The sequence below is a fragment of the Streptomyces sp. NBC_01224 genome (genome assembly GCF_036002945.1).
GTDB lineage: Bacteria > Actinomycetota > Actinomycetes > Streptomycetales > Streptomycetaceae > Streptomyces.
In genome coordinates, this window is the sequence record NZ_CP108529.1 from 6837268 (window position 1) to 6860702 (window position 23435).

Annotated in this window: 26 protein-coding genes and 1 pseudogene; 16 read left to right on the top strand and 11 right to left on the bottom strand. The window is 70.1% G+C overall.

Annotated features, from left to right (window positions below; translation table 11 throughout):
* Positions 1-2: 2 nt before the first annotated feature.
* From OG609_RS30750 to OG609_RS30765, 4 genes are all read left to right on the top strand, one after another.
* Positions 3-1121, top strand: coding sequence for an ADP-ribosylglycohydrolase family protein (locus OG609_RS30750; protein ID WP_327275813.1), 1119 nt, complete (start codon positions 3-5; stop codon positions 1119-1121).
* A 129-nt stretch (positions 1122-1250) separates the two neighbouring features.
* Entirely contained in the window at positions 1251-1946 is a 696-nt protein-coding gene (locus OG609_RS30755) for a class I SAM-dependent methyltransferase (protein ID WP_327275814.1), read from the top strand.
* Positions 1947-2056: 110 nt separating this feature from the next.
* The gene (locus OG609_RS30760) at positions 2057-2512 is read left to right on the top strand and encodes a DoxX family protein (RefSeq protein ID WP_327275815.1); all 456 of its coding nucleotides are present in this window, start codon (positions 2057-2059) and stop codon (positions 2510-2512) included.
* 5 nt (positions 2513-2517) lie between these two features.
* Positions 2518-2742 (top strand): hypothetical protein, encoded by a 225-nt coding sequence (locus tag OG609_RS30765; RefSeq protein WP_327275816.1) that lies wholly within the window; start codon positions 2518-2520, stop codon positions 2740-2742.
* Here the strand turns inward: OG609_RS30765 and OG609_RS30770 are convergent.
* Positions 2726-3073: a hypothetical protein gene (locus OG609_RS30770; RefSeq protein WP_327275817.1), complete on the bottom strand. Its 348-nt coding sequence runs from the start codon at positions 3071-3073 to the stop codon at positions 2726-2728. The two genes, OG609_RS30765 and OG609_RS30770, sit on opposite strands and share 17 nt — an antisense overlap.
* A gap of 262 nt (positions 3074-3335) precedes the next feature.
* Here OG609_RS30770 and OG609_RS30775 point away from each other — a divergent pair, with 262 nt between their 5' ends.
* From OG609_RS30775 to OG609_RS30785, 3 genes are all read left to right on the top strand, one after another.
* Positions 3336-4271: a slipin family protein gene (locus tag OG609_RS30775; RefSeq protein WP_327275818.1), complete on the top strand. Its 936-nt coding sequence runs from the start codon at positions 3336-3338 to the stop codon at positions 4269-4271.
* A 190-nt stretch (positions 4272-4461) separates the two neighbouring features.
* Positions 4462-7410, top strand: a complete 2949-nt coding sequence (locus OG609_RS30780; protein WP_327275819.1) for a DEAD/DEAH box helicase — start codon at positions 4462-4464, stop codon at positions 7408-7410.
* Positions 7407-8723 (top strand): SWIM zinc finger family protein, encoded by a 1317-nt coding sequence (locus OG609_RS30785; protein ID WP_327275820.1) that lies wholly within the window; start codon positions 7407-7409, stop codon positions 8721-8723. The genes OG609_RS30780 and OG609_RS30785 overlap by 4 nt, the downstream gene beginning before the upstream one ends.
* Before the next feature lie 34 nt (positions 8724-8757).
* Here OG609_RS30785 and OG609_RS30790 read toward each other — a convergent pair whose 3' ends face one another.
* Both OG609_RS30790 and OG609_RS30795 read right to left on the bottom strand, forming a co-directional pair.
* Positions 8758-9066, bottom strand: a complete 309-nt coding sequence (locus OG609_RS30790; RefSeq protein ID WP_327275821.1) for a hypothetical protein — start codon at positions 9064-9066, stop codon at positions 8758-8760.
* An 81-nt stretch (positions 9067-9147) separates the two neighbouring features.
* The gene (locus tag OG609_RS30795) at positions 9148-9726 is read right to left on the bottom strand and encodes a TetR/AcrR family transcriptional regulator (RefSeq protein ID WP_327275822.1); all 579 of its coding nucleotides are present in this window, start codon (positions 9724-9726) and stop codon (positions 9148-9150) included.
* Between the two features lie 108 nt (positions 9727-9834).
* Between OG609_RS30795 and OG609_RS30800 the strand changes: the two genes are divergently transcribed.
* The gene (locus OG609_RS30800) at positions 9835-10356 is read left to right on the top strand and encodes an HXXEE domain-containing protein (RefSeq protein WP_385650512.1); all 522 of its coding nucleotides are present in this window, start codon (positions 9835-9837) and stop codon (positions 10354-10356) included.
* Positions 10357-10390: 34 nt separating this feature from the next.
* Here OG609_RS30800 and OG609_RS30805 read toward each other — a convergent pair whose 3' ends face one another.
* Positions 10391-10906: a DUF3574 domain-containing protein gene (locus OG609_RS30805; RefSeq protein ID WP_382898669.1), complete on the bottom strand. Its 516-nt coding sequence runs from the start codon at positions 10904-10906 to the stop codon at positions 10391-10393.
* A 108-nt stretch (positions 10907-11014) separates the two neighbouring features.
* Here OG609_RS30805 and OG609_RS30810 point away from each other — a divergent pair, with 108 nt between their 5' ends.
* From OG609_RS30810 to OG609_RS30820, 3 genes and pseudogenes are all read left to right on the top strand, one after another.
* Positions 11015-11533 (top strand): Rid family hydrolase, encoded by a 519-nt coding sequence (locus tag OG609_RS30810; protein WP_385650474.1) that lies wholly within the window; start codon positions 11015-11017, stop codon positions 11531-11533.
* 69 nt (positions 11534-11602) lie between these two features.
* Complete coding sequence (locus OG609_RS30815) at positions 11603-12334, top strand: DUF7873 family protein (RefSeq protein ID WP_327275824.1); 732 nt, start codon at positions 11603-11605, stop codon at positions 12332-12334.
* A gap of 32 nt (positions 12335-12366) precedes the next feature.
* Positions 12367-12452, top strand: a pseudogene (locus OG609_RS30820).
* 318 nt (positions 12453-12770) lie between these two features.
* Here OG609_RS30820 and OG609_RS30825 read toward each other — a convergent pair.
* Both OG609_RS30825 and OG609_RS30830 read right to left on the bottom strand, forming a co-directional pair.
* Positions 12771-13388 (bottom strand): peptidase, encoded by a 618-nt coding sequence (locus tag OG609_RS30825; protein ID WP_327278242.1) that lies wholly within the window; start codon positions 13386-13388, stop codon positions 12771-12773.
* Positions 13389-13401: 13 nt separating this feature from the next.
* The gene (locus OG609_RS30830) at positions 13402-14613 is read right to left on the bottom strand and encodes a pyridoxal phosphate-dependent aminotransferase (RefSeq protein WP_327275825.1); all 1212 of its coding nucleotides are present in this window, start codon (positions 14611-14613) and stop codon (positions 13402-13404) included.
* A gap of 86 nt (positions 14614-14699) precedes the next feature.
* Between OG609_RS30830 and OG609_RS30835 the strand changes: the two genes are divergently transcribed.
* From OG609_RS30835 to OG609_RS30845, 3 genes are all read left to right on the top strand, one after another.
* Complete coding sequence (locus OG609_RS30835; protein ID WP_327275826.1) at positions 14700-15368, top strand: winged helix-turn-helix transcriptional regulator; 669 nt, start codon at positions 14700-14702, stop codon at positions 15366-15368.
* 177 nt (positions 15369-15545) lie between these two features.
* Positions 15546-15986, top strand: coding sequence for a cupin domain-containing protein (locus OG609_RS30840; RefSeq protein WP_385650514.1), 441 nt, complete (start codon positions 15546-15548; stop codon positions 15984-15986).
* Positions 15987-16130: 144 nt separating this feature from the next.
* Positions 16131-16790: a uridine kinase gene (locus tag OG609_RS30845; RefSeq protein WP_327275828.1), complete on the top strand. Its 660-nt coding sequence runs from the start codon at positions 16131-16133 to the stop codon at positions 16788-16790.
* 18 nt (positions 16791-16808) lie between these two features.
* Here OG609_RS30845 and OG609_RS30850 read toward each other — a convergent pair whose 3' ends face one another.
* Positions 16809-17705: a carbohydrate kinase family protein gene (locus OG609_RS30850; protein WP_327275829.1), complete on the bottom strand. Its 897-nt coding sequence runs from the start codon at positions 17703-17705 to the stop codon at positions 16809-16811.
* The gene (locus tag OG609_RS30855; protein WP_327275830.1) at positions 17702-18763 is read right to left on the bottom strand and encodes a pseudouridine-5'-phosphate glycosidase; all 1062 of its coding nucleotides are present in this window, start codon (positions 18761-18763) and stop codon (positions 17702-17704) included. The genes OG609_RS30850 and OG609_RS30855 overlap by 4 nt, the downstream gene beginning before the upstream one ends.
* A 133-nt stretch (positions 18764-18896) precedes the next feature.
* Between OG609_RS30855 and OG609_RS30860 the strand changes: the two genes are divergently transcribed.
* Positions 18897-19259: a cupin domain-containing protein gene (locus tag OG609_RS30860; RefSeq protein ID WP_327275831.1), complete on the top strand. Its 363-nt coding sequence runs from the start codon at positions 18897-18899 to the stop codon at positions 19257-19259.
* A 4-nt stretch (positions 19260-19263) separates the two neighbouring features.
* Here the strand turns inward: OG609_RS30860 and OG609_RS30865 are convergent, their stop codons facing one another.
* The 3 genes from OG609_RS30865 to OG609_RS30875 form a co-directional block, all read right to left on the bottom strand.
* Positions 19264-20619: an MFS transporter gene (locus OG609_RS30865; RefSeq protein ID WP_327275832.1), complete on the bottom strand. Its 1356-nt coding sequence runs from the start codon at positions 20617-20619 to the stop codon at positions 19264-19266.
* A 108-nt stretch (positions 20620-20727) separates the two neighbouring features.
* Positions 20728-21270, bottom strand: coding sequence for a methylated-DNA--[protein]-cysteine S-methyltransferase (locus OG609_RS30870; protein WP_327275833.1), 543 nt, complete (start codon positions 21268-21270; stop codon positions 20728-20730).
* A 60-nt stretch (positions 21271-21330) separates the two neighbouring features.
* On the bottom strand, positions 21331-22281 hold the full coding sequence (locus OG609_RS30875) for a glycerophosphodiester phosphodiesterase (RefSeq protein WP_327275834.1): 951 nt from the start codon (positions 22279-22281) through the stop codon (positions 21331-21333).
* A 215-nt stretch (positions 22282-22496) separates the two neighbouring features.
* Between OG609_RS30875 and OG609_RS30880 the strand changes: the two genes are divergently transcribed.
* A complete protein-coding gene (locus OG609_RS30880) occupies positions 22497-23384 on the top strand; it encodes an MHYT domain-containing protein (protein ID WP_327275835.1) in 888 nt (295 codons plus the stop codon).
* Positions 23385-23435 lie beyond the last annotated feature (51 nt).

The following is a 23435-nucleotide window of genomic DNA, read 5'->3' on the forward strand; positions in this document are numbered from 1 at the left end:
GCGTGAACGGCACATCGTGGGGGGACCGTACCGGTCGCAGGGCGAGGGCCCGGGGCTGTCTGCTGGGCGGGGCGATCGGGGACGCCCTGGGGAATCCGGTGGAGTTCCTTTCGCTCGCCGGTATCCGCCGCGCGCACGGTGAACACGGTGTGCAAGGACTTCTCGCGGACGAGGAGGGGGCCGTCGGACGTGTCACGGACGATACGCAGATGACCCTGTTCACAGCAGAAGGGCTGATCAGGGCCCATTCCCGGGCGAGGTCGAAGGGCATCGGCGGCGCCGAGATCGGGATCGTGCGGAACGCCTATCTGCGCTGGCTGGACACCCAGAACCACCCCGCTCCGCCGGCCCGCGGCGGCGACAACCCGGTACGGACCGGCTGGCTCAGGCAGCAGCCCTGGCTGTACGCGCGCCGGGCCCCCGGGAACGCCTGTCTGACGGGGCTCGCGACCGGCCATGTCCCCGAGCCGACGGGGCGGCTCGGTGAGCCCGGTCCCGTCAACACCGGGTCCAAGGGGTGCGGCACGGTGATGCGGTCCGCCCCCTTCGGGCTGGTGGGGGAGGACGCCCAGGTGGGCTTCCGGCTTGCCTACTGGTGCGCGCAGATCACCCACGGCCACCCGACCGGTGCGTACGCGGCCGGGGCATTCGCCGCGATCGTCGCCCATCTTCTGGAGGGCGACTCGATGGCCGGTGCGGTGCTGCAGGCCATGGAACTGCTGGGCCGCCACCCGGGGCACGAGGAGACGACGGCGGCGCTGCGCGCGGCCGTCGACCTGGCAGCCGAGGGCGAGCCGAGCGCCGAGAAGGTGGAGAAGCTCGGCGCGGGATGGGTCGCCGAGGAGGCCCTTGCCATCGCCGTGTACTGCGCCCTCGTGCTGCCGGGCGCCGATCAGGTGGCCCAGTCGCTGCTGCTCTCGGTCAACCACTCGGGCGACAGCGACTCCACCGGTGCGGTCTGCGGCAATCTGCTCGGCGCGCGCCACGGGGACGTACACCTTCCGCCGTCCTGGCTGGTGGCGACCGAAGGGCGAGCGGCGATCACCGAGGTGGCCGACGATCTGTGCGTGGAGTTCGAGCACGCGGTCGTGTGGCCGGCCGACCGCTACCCGGTGTACTGACGGCCGGCCCGTACATTGCGCGCCGACGACCTGTCAGCGCGTCACCGCCGTCCTGGTTGCCTGTCGCCCGGTGTGCCGGGAGGACTGCGTGGCAGGAACGACCATCAGTGGCGGTTCGTTCGGCTGTACATGAGCGGACGACTGGTGCGTGAGGGATATTCAGGGACGGGCCCCGGCGCGATCACGCCGGACGGCTGTGCGGTCGAACTGTACAGACGGCTGTCCGTCGGCGATGAACCGGAGGTGGTCGCGGCGGCCGTACCCGCCGGGGCAAGCATTCTGGAACTGGGCTGCGGGGCGGGCCGGGTGACCCATCCGCTGATCGAGCGGGGCTTCGACGTCACCGCCGTGGACGAGTCGGCACAGATGCTGGAGCACATCCGCGGCGCCCGCACCGTACAGAGCCCCATCGAGTCGCTGGACCTCGGTGACGAGACGTTCGACGTGGTGATGCTGGCGTCGTTCCTGGTGCACACGAGCGAGCACCGGGTGCGTGACGGGATGCTGCGTGCCTGCCGGAGCCACGTCAAGGACGGTGGGGTCGTAATCATCCAGCGCGAGGGCGCCGACTACCACACCAACCTGCCGCGGGAACGGGTCGATCCGGGCGGCTGCACCGTACGGATCGTCTCGGCCGAGCCGGTGGGGGACGGGGTGGACTCGGTGCATGCCGAGTACCTCTTCGACGATGCGAGATGGACCCAGATGTTCTTGTCGCGGGAGCTGTCGAAGGAGCAGTTCGAGGGTTACCTGGAGGCGGCGGGTCTGACCGTCGACCGGTATCTCACGGATGACGGCATCTGGGTGCGAGCCCTGCCGAAGTAGCTCCTCGGAGCGAAGGAGATCCGCGGTCCGGGAAGCGATGAGTTCCGGACCGCGGAGCGGTCTACCTCTTCGTAGGCAACACCGTGCGAAGCTTTCCCGAGGAGACCCAGATGTCCGAGTACACGCCGGTCCGGACCACCCCCGCTGCCGCCCTTGCCACCTCTTGCGACACCCGAGCCGGCGGTCGCAGCCGCGGGGCCGTTGCACTGACCGCCGCACGCGTCGTTCTTGCCCTGTTCTTCGGGTTCAGTGCGTTCGCCAAGCTGATCGCCCATGAGACGGCGATCGAGTCCTTCGACCGGATGGGCTGGAACCACGCCGCGATGTACGCCATCGGAGGGCTGGAGATGGCGGGGGCCATTGCCCTGTTGATCCCGGTCCTGGCAGGAGTGGCGGCCATGGCCTTCTGCGGACTGATGGCCGGCGCCTCCATCGTCCAACTGACGCTGCTCGACCGGGTGAACGCGATCATGCCGGCGCTGCTCATCGTGCTGCTCGTCCTGATTGCCCGGGAGCGGCGGGGCCGTACGGCGGATCTGGTCGCGCTCGTCCGCAGGCGTGCATAGCGGCCATGGAGCGGTTCTCGTCCACGTCGGCAGCCCTGCACCGAGCGGCACCCGCGGGCGATGGCGGGCGCGCGGGCGATGTGCACAACACGATCAGCGGGATACCCGGCATCGGTGGCCCGGTGATCCAGGCCGCCGAGATCGGCCCCATCAACTTCGGCACCGAGCGCCGGCGGACACCCTTCAGCGGCTTTACGCCCTGTGTGCGGCCCGTCAGTGGACCGTGCTGAAACTGCGCCACGGCAGGGCGCCGGCCCCGTTGACGTCGCTGAGCGTGGTCGCGAGGTACGTCGTACCCGGACCGGTGCAGTTGGGCGTGCGGTACAGAATGATGTCGATCAGGGTGCCATTGCTCACTTCCTTGGCGCCAGCGGGAGCAAGCGGGTGGCAGCCTTTCACCGAAGGGCTGTTCACCATGATCACGGCGTCCCGCTCGGTCGTGTAGCTGATCGGTCCGACCGCGGTCCGGCCGAGGCCGGAGCAGCCTGCGACGGTGAGGGTCAGGAGCACGGTCCCGGCTGCGATGCCGAGACGGCGGCGTCGGTGATCGATCTCGGGCATGGGCGGGTCCTCGTCTGTCTCGTCCGGCTCATCCGTCAGCACGGCGTACGCCACAGCACCGCATGCGCCACGGAGAGCGTGCTGACGCTGGTCACCTTGCCCGCTTCCCGGTGGCCCGGCATCCGGTGCGCGGCCGGCTGGGCGACAGTGGTATGGGGTGAGCCTCGATCTATGTTCATATCGGTTGATATTGGGCATATCGTGGTAATAGCGATCGATCGATTTCTGTGTTTCAGATGTTTCCGGCGTTCAGGGGGCCGTCATGGTCCAGGAGCTCGTAATCGCAATAGTCGGGGCGGCCTCGGCGGGTGCGCTGTACATGGCGGCGGCGGCCAAGGTCGTCAAGCAGTACGAGCGGGGCGTCGTACTGAGGCTCGGCAGGCTTCGTAACGATGTGCGTGGGCCCGGATTCACCATGGTGCTTCCCGGCATCGAGCGGCTGCGCAAGGTCAATATGCAGATCGTGACGATGCCGGTGCCCGCGCAGGACGGAATCACCCGGGACAACGTCACGGTCCGGGTGGACGCGGTCATCTACTTCAAGGTGGTCGATGCGGCGAGTGCCGTGATCCAGGTGGAGGACTACCGGTTCGCGGTGTCGCAGATGGCACAGACCTCACTGCGGTCGATCATCGGCAAGAGTGATCTGGATGATCTGCTGTCCAACCGCGAGAAGCTGAATCAGGGCCTTGAGCTGATGATCGACAGCCCAGCGGTCGGGTGGGGTGTGCAGATCGACCGGGTGGAGATCAAGGACGTTTCGCTGCCGGAGACGATGAAACGCTCCATGGCCCGTCAGGCCGAGGCCGACCGTGAGCGGCGAGCCCGCGTCATCAACGCGGACGCCGAGCTTCAGGCCTCGAAGAAACTTGCCGAGGCGGCGAAGGAGATGTCCTCCCAGCCGGCCGCGCTCCAGCTGCGCCTGCTGCAGACGGTGGTTGCGGTCGCGGCGGAGAAGAACTCCACGCTGGTGCTCCCGTTCCCGGTGGAGCTGCTCCGCTTCCTGGAGCGGGCGCAGCAGCCGGCGCAGCAGCAGATGATGCAGCCGCAGCAGGCCGTGAGGCCGCCGCAGCAGCCCGCACAGGCGCAGCCGCAGCCGTCGGTGGCGCCCGCGCCTCCTCCGGCTTCCGCTCCCGCTGTTTCTGCGGCCACGGCGCCCGCGCGGCCCCCTCGTCCGAAGCCGCTCGCCAGGCACTGAGCCGAACCGCACCGTTCCCCGCCCCCGGGCCGGTCGGGTGGGCCTGCCGGTAAGGCCGTATCAAGACCTGCATCCATCTGACCTGCTGGAATGCAGGTGCGCGACCGGTTGTCAGACCCCCCGCCTAGACTCGCAGGAGTCATAAGGATCAAGACGATCAAGAGGATCAGGGCGGGACGGGAGGGGACCGATGAGCACGGCACAACATCAGCTGGACGCGTCCGCTGCCCGCCTCCTGAGCTGTGCCGCTGTCTTCCTGCCCGCATCGTTGCCGAGGGACGGGCGCGTCGCCTTCTGGGATCCTGATGGCGGCCCCCTCCCGGAGCCGGGTGGCTCCGCGGACTCCGAAGATCGGGCACCCGGTCCGATTGCCGCAGAGATCACCGTCGTCCGTCGGCATGGACAACAGGACGGCGTCCGTCGGCGTACGGTGCCCGCCGTCCTGATGCCCGTGACCGATGCCCTGCCGCTGCTGGCCCGCGCCCGGCACCAGCAGTCCGCCCACCCCGCCACCCGCTGCTGGGGTGCCGCCGCACTCCAGGCGCTCAACCTGGTGGCGCGAGGCAGGCTGCTCCCCGGCCTGACGGGCGACGACCACGACGCCTGGCGGGCCGGACCTCGCGACGCCGAGGACATCGCCCATCTCCGGGCGATCGCAGCCGCCATGCCGGTCGAGGGGCACGCGGTGCCGCTCCCGGACCGCACACCACTTCAAGTCCCCGACCCGGAGTGGCTGCTCGGGGCGTTCCTCGATGCGGTTGCCGATGCATTGCCCCGTACACCCGCTGCGGCGTACGCGATGGGCGCGGCCTTTGCAGCCCGTGAGGCCCAGCATCTGCCAGGAGCCCGTGACTGGGCCGTCGAGGTCGCGGCCGGTCTCGATGCGGGTGTACGGGTGTCGCTGCGTCTCGATCTGTCGGCATACGAACTCTTCGACATCGCTGATACGTACGACAGCCCCGACGACAGCGACGCCTCCGACGACAACGGGACCTCCGGTACGGCCGCGGATGGCCGCCCCGGCGCCGCGCGGCACGCCGCCGCGGCCATCACCCAGGTGCACAGCCTGGCCGACCCGACCTATGTGGTCGACGTCGCCGCACTGTGGCACGGCGGGGTGGGGGAGCCGTTCGGCCCGCGGGCCAGGATCGACGCCGTGCTCGCACTGCGCCGCGCCGCCCGCGTCTGGGCACCGCTGGAGCGGTTGCTGGACCAGCCCGTGCCCGACGTGCTCGCACTCGAAGAGGACGAGCTGTACGAGCTGCTGAGCGACGCCGGAGCCCGGCTGGCGGCGGCCGGGGTGAGCGTCCACTGGCCCAGGGAGCTCGTCCGTTCCCTCACCGCCGCCGCCGTCGTCCGACCCGCCCCCGGCTCGGCCACCGACGGCACCTCGTTCTTCGACGCCGAGCAGCTCTTCGCCTTCAACTGGCAGTTGTCGCTGGGCGACGAGCAGCTCACCGAGGCGGAGATGGACGTTCTCGCGGAAGCGCACCGGCCGGTGGTGCGCCTGCGGGACCAGTGGGTTGTCGTCGACCCGGTGCTCGTACGCAAGGCGCGCAAGCGGGAGCTCGGCCTGCTCGATCCGGTCGACGCCCTTGCCGTCGCTCTGACCGGTAGCGCCGAGGTCGACGGCGAACAGGTCGAAGCGGTGCCCGTCGGAGCGCTGGCCGCACTCCGTACCCGCATCACCGCCGACGACACCGCTATCGCCCCGCCGCCCGGCCTGGACGCCACGCTCCGCGACTACCAACTGCGCGGCCTCGCCTGGCTGGACCGGATGACCTCACTCGGCCTCGGCGGCTGCCTCGCCGACGACATGGGCCTGGGCAAGACGATCACCCTCATCGCCCTCCACCTGCACCGCGCCCACCCCGCGCCCACCCTGGTGATCTGCCCCGCCTCCCTCCTGGGCAACTGGCACCGGGAGATCAACCGCTTCGCCCCCGGCATGCCCGTCCGCCGCTTCCACGGCACCGACCGCACACTGGCCGAACCCGACGGCGGCTTCGTCCTGACCACCTACGGCACGATGCGTTCGAGCGCGGCGCAACTCGCCGGCCACAGCTGGGGACTGATCGTCGCCGACGAGGCCCAGCACGTGAAGAACCCGCACTCCTCCACGGCGAAGGCGCTGCGCACCATCCCGGCCCCGGCCAGAGTCGCCCTCACCGGCACCCCCGTGGAGAACAACCTCTCCGAGCTGTGGGCCCTGCTCGACTGGACCACCCCCGGACTGCTGGGCCCCCTCAAGGCGTTCCGGGCCCGGCACGCCCGTATCGTCGAGAACACCGGGACGGCTGCCGGGCTCGCCAACGACGAAGCGGTCGAGCGGCTTTCCCGGCTGGTCCGGCCCTTTCTCCTGCGCCGGAAGAAGTCGGACCCGGGCATCGCCCCCGAGCTGCCGCCCAAGACGGAGACCGACCACCCCGTCTTCCTCACCCGCGAGCAGGCCACGCTCTACGAGGCGACGGTCCGCGAGACGATGGCGTTCATCGAAGCCTCGGAAGGCATCGCCCGCCGCGGTCTGATCATGAAGCTGCTGGCCTCGCTCAAGCAGATCTGCAACCACCCCGCGCAGTATCTGAAGGAAGAACCGACCCGCCTCGTCGGCCGTTCGGGAAAGCTCGCCCTGCTCGACGAGCTCCTCGACACGATCCTCGCCGAGGACGGCTCCGTCCTCATCTTCACCCAGTACGTGACGATGGCCCGGCTCCTCTCCGCCCACCTCGCCTCGCGCGCCATCCCCTCTCAACTCCTGCACGGCGGTACGCCGGTGGCCGAGCGGGAACGGATGGTGGACCGCTTCCAGTCCGGCGAGGTCCCGGTCTTCCTGCTCTCCCTCAAGGCAGCGGGCACCGGACTGAATCTCACCAGGGCCGCCCACGTCATCCACTACGACCGCTGGTGGAACCCGGCCGTCGAGGAACAGGCCACGGACCGGGCGTACCGCATCGGCCAGACGCAACCCGTGCAGGTCCACCGGCTGATCGCGGAAGGCACGGTCGAGGACCGGATCGACGAGCTGCTGCGGGCCAAGCGGGTCCTGGCCGACGCGGTCCTCGGCGCCGGTGAGACAGCGCTGACCGAGCTCAGCGATCGTGACCTGGCCGATCTTGTCTCGCTCCGGAGGCTGTCATGAGCCCCCGTCCCCGGCCCCACTCGTACGCCCGCCCCGAGCCCCGTCCCGTCGCACGCTCGCGCCCCGGCCCCGACGATCTGCGGCGTACCTTCGAGGCCGTGCCGCCCCGCCCGTCCGACGGCGACGAACCCTTCGCGGACAGTTGGTGGGGCCGCGCCTGGGTGGCCGCCCTGGAGTCCCTGTCGATGGACGAGGGACGGCTCTCCCGCGGCCGTACGTACGCCGACAGCGGCAAGGTCGCAGCCATCACCGTCACCCCCGGACGGGTCGTCGCCTACGTTCACGGCAGCCGCCCCCGCCCCTACCGCGCCGAGCTGCGTCTGCGGTCGCTCACCGACGCCGACTGGGACGTGTTCCTGGACGCGGTCGCCGCCCGCCCCGGTCACCTTGCCGCGCTGCTCGCCAAGGAGATGCCGCACTCGCTGGTCGACACGGCGGCCGAGGCCGGTGTCGGACTGCTGCCCGCCGCGGGCGATCTCGACCCCGGCTGCTCCTGTCCCGACCACGGCTGGCCCTGCAAACATGTGGCCGCCCTCTGCTATCAGATGGCCCGTCTCCTGGATGCCGACCCGTTCGTCCTTCTGCTGCTGCGCGGCAGGGGCGAGCGCGAACTCCTCGAAGAGCTGGGCCGTCGCAACGCCGCACACTCCGCCCGGGAACGCCCCACGGCCCCTGACACCCCGTCCGTACCGGCCCGCGAAGCCCTCGCCGACCGCTACCTCCCGCCCCTCCCTGCCCCGCTCCCGGTCCTGCCGCATCCCGGGCAGCCGCCCTCGTACCCGAGCCTGCCCGGCGCCCGCGACCCGCTCGCCCTCGACCATCTCGCCACGGATGCGGTGGCCCGTGCACACACGCTCCTCACCACCGGCCTGGACCCGCTCGCCGGCCTCACCTCCTGGCAGGACGCGGTACGGCTGGCCGCGTCCCGTCCCACCGCCGGACTCACGGCAACCACCCGCGCCCTCTACCGCGAGCTGGCGTACGCCACCGGCCGCACCCCCACCGACCTGGCCCGAGCCGTCGCGGCCTGGCGCCAGGGCGGCGCCGAAGGACTGGCCGTCCTCGAAACACCCTGGGATCCTCCGGCCGGCCCCTTCGACCGCGCCCGCCCCGCGCTCGCAGCCGCCGACTTCCCCCGCTTCCACCCCTGGCGCAACCACCTCACGCACCCCAGCGGCACACTTCAGCTCCGCTTCGGCCACGACGGCCGTTGGTACGGCTACGAATCCGAGCCGGGCGAGGACGACTGGTGGCCCCGCGCCACCCCGGACTCCGACCCGGTGGGCACACTCATGGAACTCAGCGGCGGCTGACCCCCCGGCCGGCCCCGGACCGGCCCTCAGCCTCTCAACTCCGCAGATAGACGAAGAGACCGATCAGCAGCACGACAACGATCGGCAGCACGATCAGCCGCGCTTTCCGGAGCGACTCGTTCTCCCGCTGGGACAGTCCCCGGTCGGCGCCGTGCGCCGACGCCAGGTGTTCCCCGGCCATGTCGATGATCTTCTCCATGGTCAGGAGCGACGGCGACCAGCCGCAGTGCGCACAGACCAGGAAGTCACGGTACGGGTCGTACCGGAAATCCCGCTCCACATTGACCGTGAACACCTCGCCATCCGGCGTCATGGCTGTGTAGTGGCGTATCGGCGCACCCATGCGGATCGCTCCCTGTTCCGCGCATGTGGCTGGTCTCGGTACCCGGCCGCGGCACAGTACCCGACCGCCCCGGGGCCGCCCTCAGCGAGGCAACACGGCATCGACGACATCGCGGGCGAAGTCCGGCGGCACCGGTTCGCGGCGGAGCAGCACCCGCATCCAGACCGCCCCCGCGATCAGGTCCAGCAGCAGCATCGGGTCGGCGTTCTCGGGAAGTTCACCACGGGCGGTGGCGCGGGCGAAGACCGGCTGCTCGCGGGAGAATCGATCGGCGAAGAAGTCGCGGGTGAGGGCGGCGAGTTCGTCGTCCGGCAGGCCGGTACCAGAGGTCATGGCGCGTGCGACCGGTTCCGTACGCCCGTCGGTGAGCAGGCCGGTGATCTGTTCGGCGAGTGCGATCAGATCACCGCGGAGGCTGCCCGTATCGGGGATGTCGATGTCGAGGACCTGGGCATGGAGCATGGCCGCCCGCAACAGCGCCGGTTTCGAGGGCCACCAGCGGTAGATCGTCGTCTTGTTGACCCCGGAGTCCTGGGCGACGGCCTCGATGGTGAGACGGGTGTAGCCGCGTTCCGCGAGATGGCGCAGCGTGGTGTCGAAGATCGCTTCGGCGGCACGAGGGCCCTTGCCCGGGCGGCGATTCACGGTCGGATCGGGCATGAACACTCCAGGGAAAAGCAACGCAACGTTGCGTTGTTCTGTATCGTGTGGTCATCGTACTGCTACGTATGGGGGCCAGGAGTGGCGGAGGCAACGGTTTCCAAGGCGGTGACCTGGGGGCTGCTCGCCGCCTGGGTGGCCAACGATCTGGAGGAGCTGGCCACCATGGCCGGCTGGGCGCGGTCCGCCCGACCGCGGCTCCAGGAGCGATTCCCGAAGGTGCCCGAGCAGGTATGGGCGCGGATGGAACTCTCGCAGCGGGATGTCAATGTCGCCATCGGCCTTATGGGCGGGGTCGTGGCGGCAGCGTCGGCGGACGGGGCGCGCACGGGTGGCCGCAGCCCGTTCTTCCGGACCGTACTGGTTGGATTCGGGCTGCACGGCGCCGTCCACATGGCGCAGTCGCTGGCGTACCGCGGCTACACGCCGGGGGTCGCCACGGCGCCGGCCGTTGTCATCCCGTACTCGCTCTGGGCCGTGCGGCGGCTGAAGGCGGCCGGTATCGGGAGCGGCGGCGCCGGCACAGCGGCAGCGACGCTGGCGCTCCTCCCGGTGGCCATCGCGGGAGTGCACGGGCTGGCGCGCCGGCTCAATCGGCCGCAAGGGCGCGGGGCCCGCACGGCAACGTGATCGGGGGAGCGGCGCGCCAGGGTGACGGGCGGTGTCAGAAGTCGGCGGTCGTGCGCTCCTCGATCCGGGCCACCGAGTCCTGGGCGTACGCCTTCTCGTAGGCGTTCCGGATCCGCTCGATCTGGACGTCGCGTACGCGTGCCTCGGACGCCGGGTAGAGCAGGGTCAGTTCGTAACTGCGCTCCCGCTCGATCACCCCGTGGGAATCCCGCCACTGCCCCCGGCCGTCCTGGATGGTCAGCCCGTTCGGGAAGCGGGGCGTGACCTCCTCGTCGATGAACGCCAAGAACTGGTGATCGGTCACATCCGGCCTGCCGTCGGGACGTTCGGTGCCGAAGAACAACCGGGTCTCGATGTAGGCCTTCCCGCGCGCGGCGCCGGCCGATGTCGCCGACTGTGAGGCGGAGGGGGCATCGTCGCCGAGTGTGGCGTACGCGACGGGCGTGCCCACGGCCAGTACGGCCAGGGCGGCGGCGGTCGCGGTGAGTGCGGTGTGCTGCTTCGGGCCGGTAAGACCCTTCGTGCTGGTGAGATGGGGGAAGCGAGGCACGGCGAGGACCTTCGTTCGGAGCCTGTGAGGGCGGAGTCTGCGTGGGCCTGCGGCGCGGATGCGCGCGGCTCACTGTGGCAAGCGGCCCCCGCCGGACGGCGGCAGGACATGGGCATCCGCCGGAAACCACCCGTACGGGTCGGCCCGCGGGTCCGCGAAACCCCGCTGCGCCCCGTGGCCCGGGCTGTCAGGCTCATCCGCACGACTGAGGCGATCAGCCGGATCAATCCGGACCAGCTGCACCCCCCGCCCGGCTATCACCACATCACTGTGGTGGAGGCGGGCCGGACCGCGTTCCTGGCCGGGCAGTGTCCGCTCGACCGCCGCGGCGTGCTGGTGGGTCCGGGCGACTTCGATGCCCAGATCGATCAGATGGCGGCCAATGCCCTACTCGCCCTGGCGGCCGTGGGCGCCGAGCCCTCCCGGGTCGTCCGGTCGGTCGTCTACGTGGTCAGCGACGACGTCACGGAACTGGGAGCCGCCTGGCGCCGGCTCACCGGCTCGGTCATCGGGCCCGCGTTCACCACCGCGAGCACGCGGCTCGGCTTCCCCGGACAGTTGATCGAGGTCGACCTCGCCGCGGCACTGCCGGCTGAGCGTGCGACCCACGCGCCCGGACCCCGGTGACCGGTTGGGACGGCCGGCACCGCGAAAACCTCTGGCTCCGCGCTGCTCGGCGCTGCTAGCTTCCCCGACGTGGCGAAACTCAATCAGATCATCGCAGTGGAGAAGGGCGTCAAGTCCAAGGCTCACCAGGACCTGACGGCGGCGCACCACGGCCTTCAGAAGACCGGTCTGCTGGCCGGGATCTCGCGGACGTATCAGCCGAAGGACGAGGAGGGCGAGCAGCTGCCGCCCGAGTCGACCCTGGTGCAGATCAAGGCCGAGGACGTGCTGCGGGAGACCGCGACGACCCTGACCCGGCTCTTCGATGTGACCGCCACGAAGGACTGGGCGAACTGTTCGGCCCGCGCGGATGTGAAGGTCGACGGACGGGTACTCGTGAGCGAGGTGCCGGTGTCGTATCTGCTCTTCCTGGAGAAGCAGCTGACGGACATCAACACCTTTGTTCGCAAGCTTCCGGTGCTCGACGCCTCCGAGGCATGGACACAGGACCCGTCGACGGACTCCTGGAAGACCGAGCCGGTGAGGACTCTTCGTACGAAGAAGGTGCCCCGCAACCATGTGAAGGCGGAGGCCACTGATAAGCACCCGGCGCAGGTCGAGGTGTACTACGAGGACATTCCGATCGGGTACTGGACGACGGTGAAGTTCTCCGGAGCTCTCCCCGCACGGCGGGTCAACGAACTGCTGGACCGGGTCGAGAAGCTCCAGCAGGCCGTGAAGTTCGCCCGCGAGGAGGCCAACGGCGTGGACGTCACCGACCAGCGGGTGGGTGATGCGGTATTCGGTTACCTCTTCGGGTAACCGACCATGGATTCCCCGGCCGGAGCACTTCGGCCGGGGTGCGCGAGGAGCGCAAGCTGAAACTGAAGCTTGTCGTGACGACGCGGTTCCAGTGGAGGTTCGAGTCCTCCTCCCGGCATTCTGTGCGTTCTGCGCACACGGACGGGCCGGGGTAGCCCAAATGGCAGAGGCAGACCGCGATCAATCTCAGACTCTTGCTCCAGACTCAGCATTCGCCACCGATCGCCGAATCAATCGGGCCCATGCCCATGGGCGTCGAGATGCCGGTTCGACTCCGGCCCGCAGAGCTTCGATCTGCGGTCGTCTAAAGGCAGGACGCGACGACATAAACCTGACACGGGTCCTTAAAAGTGTCGGCGTGCCGAATGGGTGGCATCTTCAGGGCTCGGGGGCCGGCTACGCCCCCGGGCCCGCTCCCGCTTCCGGGGACGTCCTGTCACATGCCCGCGGGCAGTGACACCCCGCGTCCCGCGAAGAAGCGCTCGAAGTCGGGGAGCGGTAGCTCCGCGGCACGCGTGCCGGCCGTCGTGCCGGACGGGTTGTGGAAGTGGACGCCGGTGCCGTCGGCCGTACGAGACGTCAGCAGCACCAGATGCCCGCCCCGCCCCGGAGCGGGCCGTCGCGGATGGCGGATGCCGTAGTGCACCGAGGCCATGACCGTCCGGCCGTCGTCCAGCAGACCGAGGATCTCCTGCGGCGAGAGATGGCGGTGGACCGTGGCGTCCACGCCGTGCACCTCGCGTACGTACTCTGCGAACGGGGCGTAGATCAGGCCCCGGATCACGCCCTCCGCATCCTCCGTGTACGCGCCGTACTTGAGCGCCCCGTCGCGCAGCGCGAACAGGGACGGGGCCCCGGTGCCGAGCGCCATGCGCAGGCAGGTCATACCGCACAGATGACCTGCCCAGCGCGCATACTCGGCCGGTGATGCCGCGCCCGACTCCGCCCAGGCCGGGTCGGTGGCCGGATCGAGTCCGCTCTCCACGATCGGGCCGACAAGCTCGAACGAGGCGAACTGGGTGAGGACGGGAACGCGGCAGGCAGGGCAGGTCACCAGGGGCATCCGATCACTGGCGGTATCCGGTCAGGAAGCGGCCGATGCGGCTGATCGCCGCGTCGAGATCGTCAGCGTACGGGAGTGTCAGGATCCGGAAGTGGTCGGGCCGCGGCCAGTTGAAGCCGGTGCCCTGCACGACCTGGATCTTCTCCCGCAGCAGCAGATCCAGAACGAACTTCTCGTCGTCGACGATCGGATGCACCTTCGGATCGATGCGGGGGAACGCGTACAGCGCGCCCTTCGGCTTCACGCACGACACGCCGGGAATCTCGTTCAGCTTCTCCCAGGCCCGGTTGCGCTGCTCGTACAGTCTGCCGCCGGGCGCGACCAGTTCCCGGATGGACTGCCGGCCACCGAGCGCCGCCTGGATGGCGTACTGCGCGGGTGCGTTGGGGCACAGGCGCATCGAGGCAAGAGTGGTCAGCCCATCCAGATAGTTGCGGGCGTGCTGCTGCGGGCCGGATACCACCATCCAGCCGGAGCGGAACCCCGCCACCCGGTACGTCTTCGACAGACCGCTGAAGGTGAGGCAGACCAGATCGGGGGCGAGGACCGCCACGCTGTGGTGCTCGGCGTCGTCGTAGAGGATCTGGTCGTAGATCTCGTCGGCGAGGACCATCAGGCCGTGCCTGCGCGCCAGATCGAGGATGCCTTCGAGGACCTCGCGCGGATAGACGGCGCCGGTCGGGTTGTTCGGGTTGATGATCACGACGGCCTTGGTCCGGTCGGTGATCTTCGACGCCATGTCCGCGAGGTCCGGGTTCCAGTCCGAGGCCTCGTCGCAGGTGTAGTGCACGGCCTTGCCGCCCGCGAGGGTCACCACCGCGGTCCACAGCGGATAGTCGGGGGACGGGATCAGCACCTCGTCACCGTCCTCCAGCAGTGCCTGGACGGCCATGGAGATCAGCTCGGAGACGCCGTTGCCGAGGAAGATGTCGTCGACCCCGACATCCGTCAGACCCATGGCCTGGTAGCGCTGCGCCACCGCCCGGCGGGCGGACAGGATGCCGCGCGAATCGCTGTAGCCGTGGGCCTGCGGAAGCATCCGGATCATGTCCTGGACGATCTCCTCCGGCGCCTCGAAACCGAAGAGCGCGGGATTGCCGGTGTTGAGGCGGAGCACGCTGTGACCCGCCTCCTCCAGTGCGTTGGCGTGCTCGATGACCGGGCCCCGGATCTCGTAACAGACCTCGTCGAGCTTGCTGGACTGCCGGAATTCCATGCGGTGGCCTCCCCGACCTGATTGCGATACTTGGTTTTACCAAGCTTGGGCTTGGAAAGTCCAACAACATGTCTAGACTGCGTCGCATGCCACGTCAGCAACAGTCCGCAACACGCTCGGCTCGCCGCCGGAGTTACGACCAGTTCTGCGCCACCGCACGCTCCCTCGATTCCGTGGGAGACCGGTGGACCCTGCTGATCGTCCGTGAACTGCTTGCGGGCCCCCGCCGCTACACCGACCTCCACGCCGACCTGCCGGGCGTCAGTACGGATGTCCTCGCCTCCCGGCTCAAGGACATGGAACAGGGCGGCCTGGTCACCCGCCGCCGTCTTCCGCCACCCGCCGCGGCCTCGGTGTACGAACTGACGGAGCGAGGCCACGGGCTGCTGCCCGTACTTGCCGCGCTCGCCGAGTGGGGTGCGCCCGCGCTCACCGAGCGGCGGCCCACCGATGCGGTACGGGCGCACTGGTTCGCACTTCCGCTGTTGCGCTCGCTGGACGGGCTGACACATGCCGGAGTCGTCGAAGTCCATCTGAAAGAGGGTGAGTTCCATCTGCGCGCCGGTGCTGCGATGGCCGGTGCGGCTGTGTACGGGGACGGTCCTGCGGCCCAGGCCGATGCCCGTATCGCGCTCGACGTCGAGGTCTGCCTGGCGCTCGGGCAGGGTGAGCTGACGTTCGCCGAGGCCGTCAAGGACGGACGTATCGAGGTGTCGGGCGACGGGCCGCTCGCCGCCGAACTTCGCGGCGAGTGACCGCCGGGCCGAGAGGGTTCCGCAGCTCAACTCGCGGGTAGCGTGGGGGCATTTGGGATGTCCGGTTCGGGATGTCCAGGACGCTTCCGGGATGCTGAGGCAGAGGAGTCACGCGTGAAGGTCGGTAGACAGCAGGGGAGCCGGGGGCGGGTACGGCAGGGGCGACTCGCCAAGGCCCTGGTCATATGCGGCTGCGTGGCCGCGCTCGGCTTCGTGCCGTCGGCGGCCGTCGCCACACCCGGCAGCGGTGTGAGCGGCACGGTGGTCGCGAAGGGCACATCGGCGGGAAAGCTGAAGGTGAAGACCCCGAACGGCCGCACCGATGTGACCTTCCGGACCATCACCGTCGAGCCGGGCGGCTCCACCGGCTGGCACACCCATGGCGGTCAGCTGATCGCCGTCGTCAAGTCCGGGACGCTGACGCGCACTCTGGACGACTGCTCGGTCGAGGTGACGCCCGCGGGCTCGTCCTTCATCGAGCCGTCCGGATCCGCTCACCGCCACATCGGACGCAACCTGGGGACCGAGCCCGTCGTGCTCTGGGTGACCTATCTGCTGCCGGAGGGCAGTGCGCTCTCCGACGACGCCGACGCGGTGGACTGCGACGCGAAGAAGTAGCGAACGACGCCCGCCCACCGCCGCGTCCGCTCGCCGACCGCGTGGTGCGCCTGGCCGAGAACCACCTGGCGGGGACCGACGAGGAAGAACCTCGCCGGCGGGACGGCCGACGTCGACGCGCGAGGCCGGGGCGATGATGGATGCGTGCGATTTGAAGCGATCACCTGGGAGCGGCTGGCCGAGGCCGTCGCCGTGCACGCCGACGGTCTGAAGCCGGTTGGCGCCGGCCCCTGGCTGAAGGTCGCCGTCGACGGTGCGCCGGCGGCCCGTACCGGGGAGTTGGCCGGGCGAGTCGCACAGGCGCTGCGGGTCCGGGGGCGTGCGGTGCTCATCGTGTCCACCCAGGGGTTCCTTCGGCCGGCGAGTCTTCGGTACGAGTACGGCAAGGAGGACCCCGACTCGTACTACGACAGCTGGTTCGATACGGGCGCGCTGTGGCGCGAGGTGTTCGGGCCGCTGGAGGCGGGCGGGAGCGGGCGGGTGCTGCCCGATCTCTGGGATCCGGAGACGGACCGGGCCACTCGAAGTCCGTATCAACTCCTTCCCGAGGGCGGTGTGCTGGTGGTGCACGGCCCGTTGTTGCTGGGGCACTGGTTCCCGTTCGACCTGAGTGTCCATCTGCGGTTGTCGCCGGGCGCACTGCGGCGACGTACCGAGGGGAGCGAGCGTTGGACCCTGCCTGCTTTCGCGCGGTACGAGGACGAGGTGGCGCCCGGCGACCGCGCGGATGCGGTCGTACGGGCCGACGATCCGCTGCACCCCGCCTGGACCGGGTGGGGCAAGGCGGGTAGCAGGCCGGGCTGATTCACGGGGCCGGGTGTGTCATGGACCGGGGCGGCCCCCCACGGCGGTGACCGCTTCCGCCGCCGACCGGCAGCCTGCTTCCACGGCCGAGGCGTCGTCCGCTCCCGACAGGTGTGCCGCGAGAAAGCCGCCGGTGAACGCATCGCCTGCGCCGGTCGAGTCCACGGCGCCCCGCACCTGGACCGCCGGGATGCGCCGGGTCACCGCGCCCGCGACGGCCAGCAGAGCTCCGCCCTCGCCGAGCGTGACGACCACCCGAGGTACCTGAAGGCTCAACTTGGCTGCGGCGTCCGCTGGTTCGGGGAGTCCAGTGAGCAGCCGGGCCTCGTCCGCATTGGGCAGCAGCAGATCCGCGCCCTCCACGGCTGTCAGGAACCGGTCGACGCCCAGCGCGGCGAGAAAGCCGGCCGAAGCCGGGTCGACGCTCACCGGGATCTGCCGTCGCCGGGCCTCCCGCAGAGCGAGCAGGGCCGTCGCCCGGCTCGTCGCGGCGAAGAGAAGGTACCCGGAGAGATGGAGATGGGCGATGCCGTCGAGCATCGATGGTGACCAGTCGTCGGGGGAGAGACGGAGCGCGGCACCGCTGTCGGTGAGGAAGGTGCGCTCGGCGGCGGAATCGACGAGGGCGACGACAGTGGCGGTCGGTACGTCGTCGTCCACGGCCAGCAGGCAACGTACCCCTGCCCGCTGCAGCGCCTCCCGGTGCCAGGCCGCACTGTCGGCGCCGACCCGGGCCAGCAGCCGTACGTCGCGACAGCCCGAACGTGTCGCCCAGCAGGCGACGTTGGCCCCCGCGCCGCCGGGGACGGTGCGGATCCGGGCCGAGGTGTCCGTGCCGTGGATCAGCGCCGTTCCGTGCCGGGCCACGACATCCGTGACCACGTCACCGACGACGAGAAGGCCGCCGTCGGTCATCGGCCGGCCGCCGGGTTCCGGTGCGATGTCGTGTCCTGCGCATTCGGGTGCGCTGCTGTGTCCGGTGTGCTCCGGTGCGCTCCGGTGTCCTGCGTGTTCTGGTGCGCTCCGGTGTCCTGTGCGGCGGCCCAGGCGCCGGAGATCCGCGCGGCAAGCGATACGTTTCCGCGTACGGCCGCCAGATTGGCCTCCAGTGAAGCGCCTCCGGTCTTCCGCACCAGCCGGTCCAGCAGGAACGGAGTGACGGCCTGGCCCACGATGCCGCGCTCCCGGCATGCGGAAAGGGCCTCGGCCAGCACGCGGTCGTGGAGTGCGGGATCCAACTGGTCTTCCACGGATACGGGGTTGGCGACGATCAGCGCGGAACCGGGGCCGCCGAGCGCGTCCTGGGCCCGCATCACCTCCGCGACCTCCTCGGGCGTCCGCACCGTCCAGTCGACCGGTTCGCCCGAGCTGTTCAGGTAGAAGCCGGGGAAGCGGTCGGTGCCGTAACCGAGCACTCCGACGCCGAGCGTCTCCAGGCGCTGCAGCGTGGCGGGGACGTCCAGGATCGACTTCACCCCCGCGCACACCACGGTGATGCCGGTCCGCGCGAGGAGCCGGAGGTCCGCGGACTCGTCCTGGGTCCGGGTCCACTCCCTGTGTACGCCGCCGAGGCCGCCGGTCGCGAAGACGCGCAGGCCCGCGTGTGCGGCCAGGGACGCCGTCGCGGACACGGTCGTCGCCCCGCTCGCGCCCGTCGCCAGGGCCGGTGCGAGGTCCCGGTGCCCCAGCTTCCGTATCGCCGGGTCCGCGGCGACCCGCTCCAACTGGGCCTTGTCCAGACCGATGTGGGCCTGTCCGTCCAGTACGGCGATCGTGGCGGGAACGGCGCCCGCGGAACGTACGAGCCCTTCGAGTTCCTCGGCGACCTGCAGATTGCGGGGGCGTGGCAGACCGTGGGCGATGATCGTCGACTCCAGAGCCACGACGGGGTGATGCGTGGCGAGGGCCGCCTCTACCTCGGTGGAGAAGACGGGGGTGTAGGAGTGTGCGCTGTGCGACGCATTCAGTGACATGTCCACATCCCTGTCGCGAGCGCGTCGACCTCAAACGTGCGGCCGGGACGCCGACCGAATCACCCGTCCCCTCCGCATGTTCTCCCGGTCCTGGTGTCGAGTCGCCCCGAAGCGGTCGCTAGGGTGACCGGCCATGACCACACTTGATCAAACTCCTGCCTCGTTCGCCGTACACATTCCGGACGCCGAGCTCGAACCGGAACCGCTCGACCCCGCACAGATCGTCTCGGGCGAGCCCGCGGTGACCGGCAAGGTGCTCTGGGAGTCGCCCGACGGCAAGCAGCTGCGCGGGATCTGGCAGATCACGCCGGGCGTGGTCACCGACACGGAGGCCAACGAACTGTTCGTGGTCGTCAGCGGGCGCGCGACCGTGGTGGTCGAGGGCGGGGCGACGCTGGAGGTCGGGCCGGGTGACGCCTGCGTGCTGCGCGAGGGCGACCGAACGACGTGGACCGTGCACGAGACATTGCGCAAGGCCTACCACATCAGCCTCTGAAACCTCAGAGGTCGGAAGTGGGTGTCGCGGGTGCAGGTGTGCCGGCTGCGTCGGGCGCAACGGGCGCGGCCGGCCGGGCGAGCGCCCGGCGCAGTGCCAGTGCCGCCATCGGCAGCAGCAGACATGCTCCGACCGCGTTCAGCCAGCCGTAGCTCGCCCGGGCGACGATCACTCCGGCGATCGCACCGCCGATGCCCGCCGCCGTGTTCATGGTCAGGTCCGACAGACCCTGCACGGCGGCGCGGGCGGGCTGCGGTACGGAGTCGGTGAGCAGCGCCGAACCGGCGACCAGCCCGGCCGACCAGCCGAGCCCGAGCATGAACAGGCCTGCCGCCGTCTGACCGTGGCTGGAGCCCGCGGTGCCGGCCAGTAGTGCGGCGCAGGAGAGCAGCCCGACCGCCAGACCGATCACGGCGAGTCGGCCGAACCGGTCCGACAGCCAGCCCATCACCGGGGAGAACGCGTACATACCCGCGATGTGCCCGCTGATGACCAGGCCGATCAGCTGGAGTCCGGCGCCGTGATGGCCCAGATCGACCGGGGTCATCACCATGATCGAGACCATCGCGGTGTGCGAGACGGCCACCGTCACCAGCGCCAGTCGGGCCATCGCGGACGCCCGGACCGCTGCGACACCGGCACGCAGCGAACGGCCTGCGGGGGACTCGTTGTCCTGCGGCGCCAGCGCCCGCGCGGTGAGCAGCGGGTCCGGTCGCAGCAGCACCCCGACCACCACGGCGGCCAGCAGGAAGATCCCGGCCGCGAAGAAGAATGGGCCCGCCTTCTCCGATATCGCGGTGCCGCGGAAGACATGCCCCACCGGGGCCGCGATGTTCGGCCCCAGAACCGAACCAATCGTCGTGGCCCAGATGACAGTGGAGATCGCCCGGCCGCGCCGGTCGGGCTCGACCAGGTCCGCGGCGGCGAACCGGGCCTGCAGGTTGGCCGAGGAACCGGCACCGAACCCGGCCATGCCGAGCAGCAGCAGCGGGAAGCTCTCCACGACGGTGGCCAGCACCACGAGCCCCGCGCCGAGCGCGCCGATCAGATACGCCAGGACGAGACCGGGGCGTCGGCCGCGCGAGGTCATCAGCGCGGCCAGCGGCAGCGAGAGCAGCGCGGTACCCGTCACCGACGCGGTCGGGGCCAGACCGGACAGCGCCTCGGAGCCGCTCACCTCCGTGGCCAGGACTGGGGCCAGGGCGATACCGATGGGGACGCCGAGGCCGCCGAGTATCTGGCTGGCTATGAGCACCGCGGACGTTCTGCGCCGCAATCCGGGCAGCTCGGCCGCGGTCACCCGGCCGGCGGGGTGGCCGGGCCCGGTGAGGGTGTCAGGTGCATCGGGGGTGTTGGTCACTGGCGCAGTGTGCCAGCCCGTTCCCAGGTACGAAACCGGGTTCCGTCCGGACACGGACCGCGCACGGACCCGGTGCCCCGGCGCGGGGAGTCGGTCTCCGCGACCGACTCAGAACAGCGGCTGGGGCAGCACGCCCTCCAGAGCCAGCAGCTTCCGCTTGGTTTCGAGGCCACCGCCGAACCCGCCGAGTCCGCCGTCGCTCTCCACCACCCGATGGCATGGCACCACCACCGGCAGCGGATTGGCCCCCATGGCAGCCCCGACCGCCTGAGCCGCCCCCGGCTGCCCCACACACTCGGCGAGGTCCCCGTATCCGACGACCGCCCCGTACGGCACCCCGGCCGCCAGCTCGCGGAGCACCTGGCGGTTGAAGCCGGAGGTCAGCGACCAGTCCAGGTCGAGCGAGAACTCCCTCAACGAGCCCGCGAAATACGCCGCGAGCTGACGTATCGGCTCGGCGAGCCGTGCGGAGCCGGGATTCTCCACCGGCTCCGCACCGAGTCGCGACCGCAACTGCCCGACCGCCTTCTCCCGCACCTCGGGACCGGCGTGGAAGACCACGCTCACCAGTCCCGCGTCGGTCGCGGCAAGCAGCAGCGGGCCGATGTCGCTCTCGACGACGGCCCACTCGACAACCCCGTTGCTGTTCATGGGAACCACCGTACGACCGGCCACTGACAACGGGCCGCGAATACGGGGGCGGCCGAGCTGTCAGCTTGTGGCCTTGCGCACCACATCGGGGGTGTTGGTGATGATCCCGTCGACGCCGAAGCCCGCCGTCTTCGCCGCGGTCGCCGCGTCGTTGACCGTCCAGGTGTTGACCCGGAGCTTCTTGCCGTGTGCGCCCTTCAGCGCATGCACCGCCGTCACGTAGTCGGCGGAGATCGACGTGTACGAGGGGTTGATCTGGTCGGTGAACGCTGCGTACGAGGGCAGATCGGCCACTGCGGGGGTGCCGAGGAAGCCGGTCGTGACGTCCGGACGCTGCTGGTGCACCTTCTTCACACTGTCCGCGCCGAAGCTCTGGATGACGAGCCTGTTCTTGACGTGGTTGCGGTCGAGCCACCCCTTCCGGCTCAGTACCCGCAGGGTCTCCTTCTCGATGCCCGGGTAGATCTCCGGGCTCTTGATCTCCAGCAGCAGCTTCTGGTGGTTTCGCTCGATCCGGTCCAGGTACTGCTTGAGGGTGGGCACCCGGGTTCCGGCGAACTGCGGACCGAACCAGCTGCCCGCGTCCAGCCGGGCGATCTCGGCGGCCGTGAAGTCCTTGACCGCCCACGGGGCACGGTCCGGGAAGACCTCCTCGACGTCGGTGGTCCGCTTCAGGTCGGTGTCGTGCACGACCACCAGCACACCGTCCTTGGTGAACTGGACGTCGTTCTCCACCCAGTCGAAGCCGAGTGCGTCGGCCTTGTCGACGGCGGCCAGGGTGTTCTCCGGCGCATAGGCCGAAGCGCCCCGGTGGGCGATGACGAGGGGGGCGCCCGGCTTCGCGTCAGCGGTCCGGGCGCTCACGGTCCGGATGCTCGTGCTTGTGCTCGTGTGCCCGGTCGCGGCCGTGCCCCTGCCCGTGGTCTGCGTATCGGCGGTCGACATCAGCAACGCGCCGGCACCCACGAGGGCGGCGGCAGCGACGGCGGCGGTTGCGGTGCGTGCGTACACGTGTACTCCTTGCGTCAGAGTTACGGACGGGCCGAGAGTGGCAGCCGCCCCCCAACGAGGGACAGGCGAAGGATGGCCACAACGTGAACGCCGCTCTTGAGACCGGGTCACGGGCCGATTTCCATGTCGATAAAATGCTGCTCTTCTGTTTGTCTGCCGGGCCTCGCGTCTTAGGGTCACCCCCGAACCCGGGCTTCCGCGAAGGGCGTACGAGCATGCAGGGCACGATCGACGGTTTCAGCTACGGAGCGGTGACGCCAGTCGCGGCCTTCCTCATGGCCTGCCTCGGTGCGGCCCTCGGGCTGCGCTGCACGACCCGTTCGCTGCGCACCGAGCGTTCCTTCAAAGCCGGCTGGCTGGCCCTCGGCGCGACCTCCATAGGTTCCGGCATCTGGACGATGCACTTCATCGCGATGATCGGCTTCTCCGTCGAAGGGGTGACCATCAGCTACGACAAGCCGATCACCTTCGCCAGCCTCGCCGTCGCGATCGGCATGGTCGCCATCGGCATCTTCATCGTCGGGTACCGGGGCGCCACCCGTATGGCAATGGTGACGGGCGGCACCATCACCGGGCTGGGTGTGGCCACCATGCACTACTTGGGCATGGCCGGAATGCGTCTTGAGGGACAGTTCGAGTACGAAACGATCACCGTGGCCCTCTCCGTCGTCATAGCCGTGGTGGCCGCCACGACCGCACTCTGGGCGGCCGTCTCCATCCATGGTTTCCTGCCCAGCCTCGGCGCCAGCGTCGTGATGGGCGTCGCGGTGAGCGGCATGCACTACACGGGCATGGCCGCGCTGAACGTCCATCTGCACCCCGGCGCCCTCGCCGACCCGGCCTCGGCCGACGGGCGGACCGCCCCTCTCCTGCCACTGCTGATCGGCCCGGGCTGCTTCCTGCTCCTTGCCGCGGTGGTCGTGATGTTCGACCCCCTGATGGTGATGGGCACCCCGGACTGGGACGACCCCAGGGCCATGAACGGGGCCGGACGGCCCCTTGGAATCCCGGCCCAGCGGCAGGTCCCGCGGTTCGGAACACATGCCGACCCGGCGTCGTTCCACTCGCGGCCGCACGATCCCGCGCCGCCGGGAGAATGGTGACCTCGGCCCGGCACTGCGGCTGACCCGGCCCGGTTGTCAGTGGTGGGTCGT

What these genes read in the sequence shown, in the direction of transcription:
- OG609_RS30755 (WP_327275814.1), top strand. Translation starts at nt 1,251, where the DNA reads ATGAGCGGACGACTGGTGCGTGAGGGATATTCAGGGACGGGCCCCGGC.
- OG609_RS30760 (WP_327275815.1), top strand. Translation starts at nt 2,057, where the DNA reads ATGTCCGAGTACACGCCGGTCCGGACCACCCCCGCTGCCGCCCTTGCC.
- OG609_RS30765 (WP_327275816.1), top strand. Translation starts at nt 2,518, where the DNA reads ATGGAGCGGTTCTCGTCCACGTCGGCAGCCCTGCACCGAGCGGCACCC.
- OG609_RS30770 (WP_327275817.1), bottom strand. Translation starts at nt 3,073, where the DNA reads ATGCCCGAGATCGATCACCGACGCCGCCGTCTCGGCATCGCAGCCGGG.
- OG609_RS30775 (WP_327275818.1), top strand. Translation starts at nt 3,336, where the DNA reads ATGGTCCAGGAGCTCGTAATCGCAATAGTCGGGGCGGCCTCGGCGGGT.
- OG609_RS30780 (WP_327275819.1), top strand. Translation starts at nt 4,462, where the DNA reads ATGAGCACGGCACAACATCAGCTGGACGCGTCCGCTGCCCGCCTCCTG.
- OG609_RS30785 (WP_327275820.1), top strand. Translation starts at nt 7,407, where the DNA reads ATGAGCCCCCGTCCCCGGCCCCACTCGTACGCCCGCCCCGAGCCCCGT.
- OG609_RS30790 (WP_327275821.1), bottom strand. Translation starts at nt 9,066, where the DNA reads ATGGGTGCGCCGATACGCCACTACACAGCCATGACGCCGGATGGCGAG.
- OG609_RS30795 (WP_327275822.1), bottom strand. Translation starts at nt 9,726, where the DNA reads ATGCCCGATCCGACCGTGAATCGCCGCCCGGGCAAGGGCCCTCGTGCC.
- OG609_RS30810 (WP_385650474.1), top strand. Translation starts at nt 11,015, where the DNA reads ATGGGCATCCGCCGGAAACCACCCGTACGGGTCGGCCCGCGGGTCCGC.
- OG609_RS30830 (WP_327275825.1), bottom strand. Translation starts at nt 14,613, where the DNA reads ATGGAATTCCGGCAGTCCAGCAAGCTCGACGAGGTCTGTTACGAGATC.
- OG609_RS30835 (WP_327275826.1), top strand. Translation starts at nt 14,700, where the DNA reads ATGCCACGTCAGCAACAGTCCGCAACACGCTCGGCTCGCCGCCGGAGT.
- OG609_RS30850 (WP_327275829.1), bottom strand. Translation starts at nt 17,705, where the DNA reads ATGACCGACGGCGGCCTTCTCGTCGTCGGTGACGTGGTCACGGATGTC.
- OG609_RS30855 (WP_327275830.1), bottom strand. Translation starts at nt 18,763, where the DNA reads ATGTCACTGAATGCGTCGCACAGCGCACACTCCTACACCCCCGTCTTC.
- OG609_RS30860 (WP_327275831.1), top strand. Translation starts at nt 18,897, where the DNA reads ATGACCACACTTGATCAAACTCCTGCCTCGTTCGCCGTACACATTCCG.
- OG609_RS30870 (WP_327275833.1), bottom strand. Translation starts at nt 21,270, where the DNA reads ATGAACAGCAACGGGGTTGTCGAGTGGGCCGTCGTCGAGAGCGACATC.
- OG609_RS30880 (WP_327275835.1), top strand. Translation starts at nt 22,497, where the DNA reads ATGCAGGGCACGATCGACGGTTTCAGCTACGGAGCGGTGACGCCAGTC.